This window comes from Psychromonas sp., assembly GCF_983033635.1.
Map to the genome: position 1 here is coordinate 1 of NZ_CEZLMY010000310.1, position 1532 is coordinate 1532.

Consider the following 1532-nt stretch of genomic DNA (forward strand, 5'->3'; position numbering starts at 1 on the left):
TCCATACTCTCGATACAATGATTCGATTTTTTTCCGTTGATTAATTAGTGGTATATCTAAAATCATTGCCGCAATGACCATCGACATAATATCCGGGCAAGCAATGCCAAGTGCGGCACATTTTGTATAGATATGCTGTCGTAATAATTGCTCTGATTCGTGGCAACCCAAATGCGTGACGTTGATAATTAGCGCACCGATAGGGTATTTTTGAGAAGCAAGCGCGAGCGCGGCGAACATTTCCTCGCGCAACAACGAGTCATAATCCGGACCGGACCTATTGGGATTTAAATTTGAGGTTTTAGCGTGATATAACCGTGCCAACAATTCAACTACTTTGCTCATAAGAATCTCCAAAAACAAAAGCGCCCACAATAAAAATACTGTAGCTCAAATAACGCTGTGTTTTTGTACAACACTAAAAACGATTACTTAATTTTGTCCTTTATGAAAGACCCGTGAAAACCGCTACAGGCTTTACCATCCTTGGCTTTGTTGTAAATCCGTATATTTCGCTATCTTAGCTCTGTCTTAGCGATAAAATAATCAATTAAGTGAGGTTCATCGGCTAAAAGTGCATCGTGATATTGCTCTAGTGCGCCCCTTTTTAGCGTTTCTGCATGGGTATGAAAGTATGGGATTTTTGCATCACTCATTGTATGGTTAAGCATCATTTCACCAATCACAAAATCAACCCCTAATTCTATCCAGGTTGTACGAGCAACTTTGCGTAATGAATGACTGGTCCACGCATCTTGACTAACTTCTTGTATCAACTCGCCAGCAACATTTCCATTTATGGATATTCCACTCGCACTACTTGGAAATAGATAAACACCATCGTAATTGTGCTTGCATTGATAATCACGATATTGCTGTAAAATACTGATTGCTAAATCAGTCAGTGGCAACGTTAATTGCTCCTTAGTTTTTGTTATCGGCGCGGGAATAATCCATTTTTTAGACTTAAAACAAATATGCGTCCACTTGGTTTTCCGGGTCTCGCCTATTCGCGTTCCGTGCAACAGCATCATCAAAACCAAGAACCTTGCGGGTACACTGGCTAAAATCATGGCTTTGTAAACGCTATCTAATTGCTCAAATCTGAGCTGTGTCTCTTTTGGTGGTATTTTACCCTCGATAAAATCAGTAAATATGAAACCAATCAATGCCGATGGTTCTATCAATTTCAATTTCAACGCTTTATGAAACGACTGTTTTAATACTCGCCATATTGAGCGGACAGTGCCGACAGCGTAGGTATTCTGCAGAGGCCAAAATAATTTCGCATCTAATGTGTTATGGTTAATTTCTGTTAACTTAACATTGCCTATCAACGGAATTAAATGCTTTGTGATAGCCCATTTAATCGTACTTCTGCGCTTCTTTGATATTGAGTTGTTTGTTTTACTGCGTACTAAATACCATTCCAGCAATTCACCTATCACCGTAAAATTATTCTCTAGTCCTACATCCAAATCATTATCTAAATATTTGCTTACATTTGTCGTTACATGAGCAACTTTCAAATA

At 38.8% G+C, this 1532-nt stretch carries 2 protein-coding genes; both read right to left on the reverse strand.

Annotated features, from left to right (window positions below; genetic code table 11):
- The coding region (locus tag AC4GME_RS18845; protein WP_490380045.1) for a hypothetical protein at nucleotides 1–345 on the reverse strand (345 nt) is incomplete at its 3' end.
- Between the two features lie 170 nt (nucleotides 346–515).
- On the reverse strand, nucleotides 516–1532 hold a 1017-nt coding region (locus AC4GME_RS18850; RefSeq protein ID WP_490380046.1), incomplete at its 5' end, for a tyrosine-type recombinase/integrase.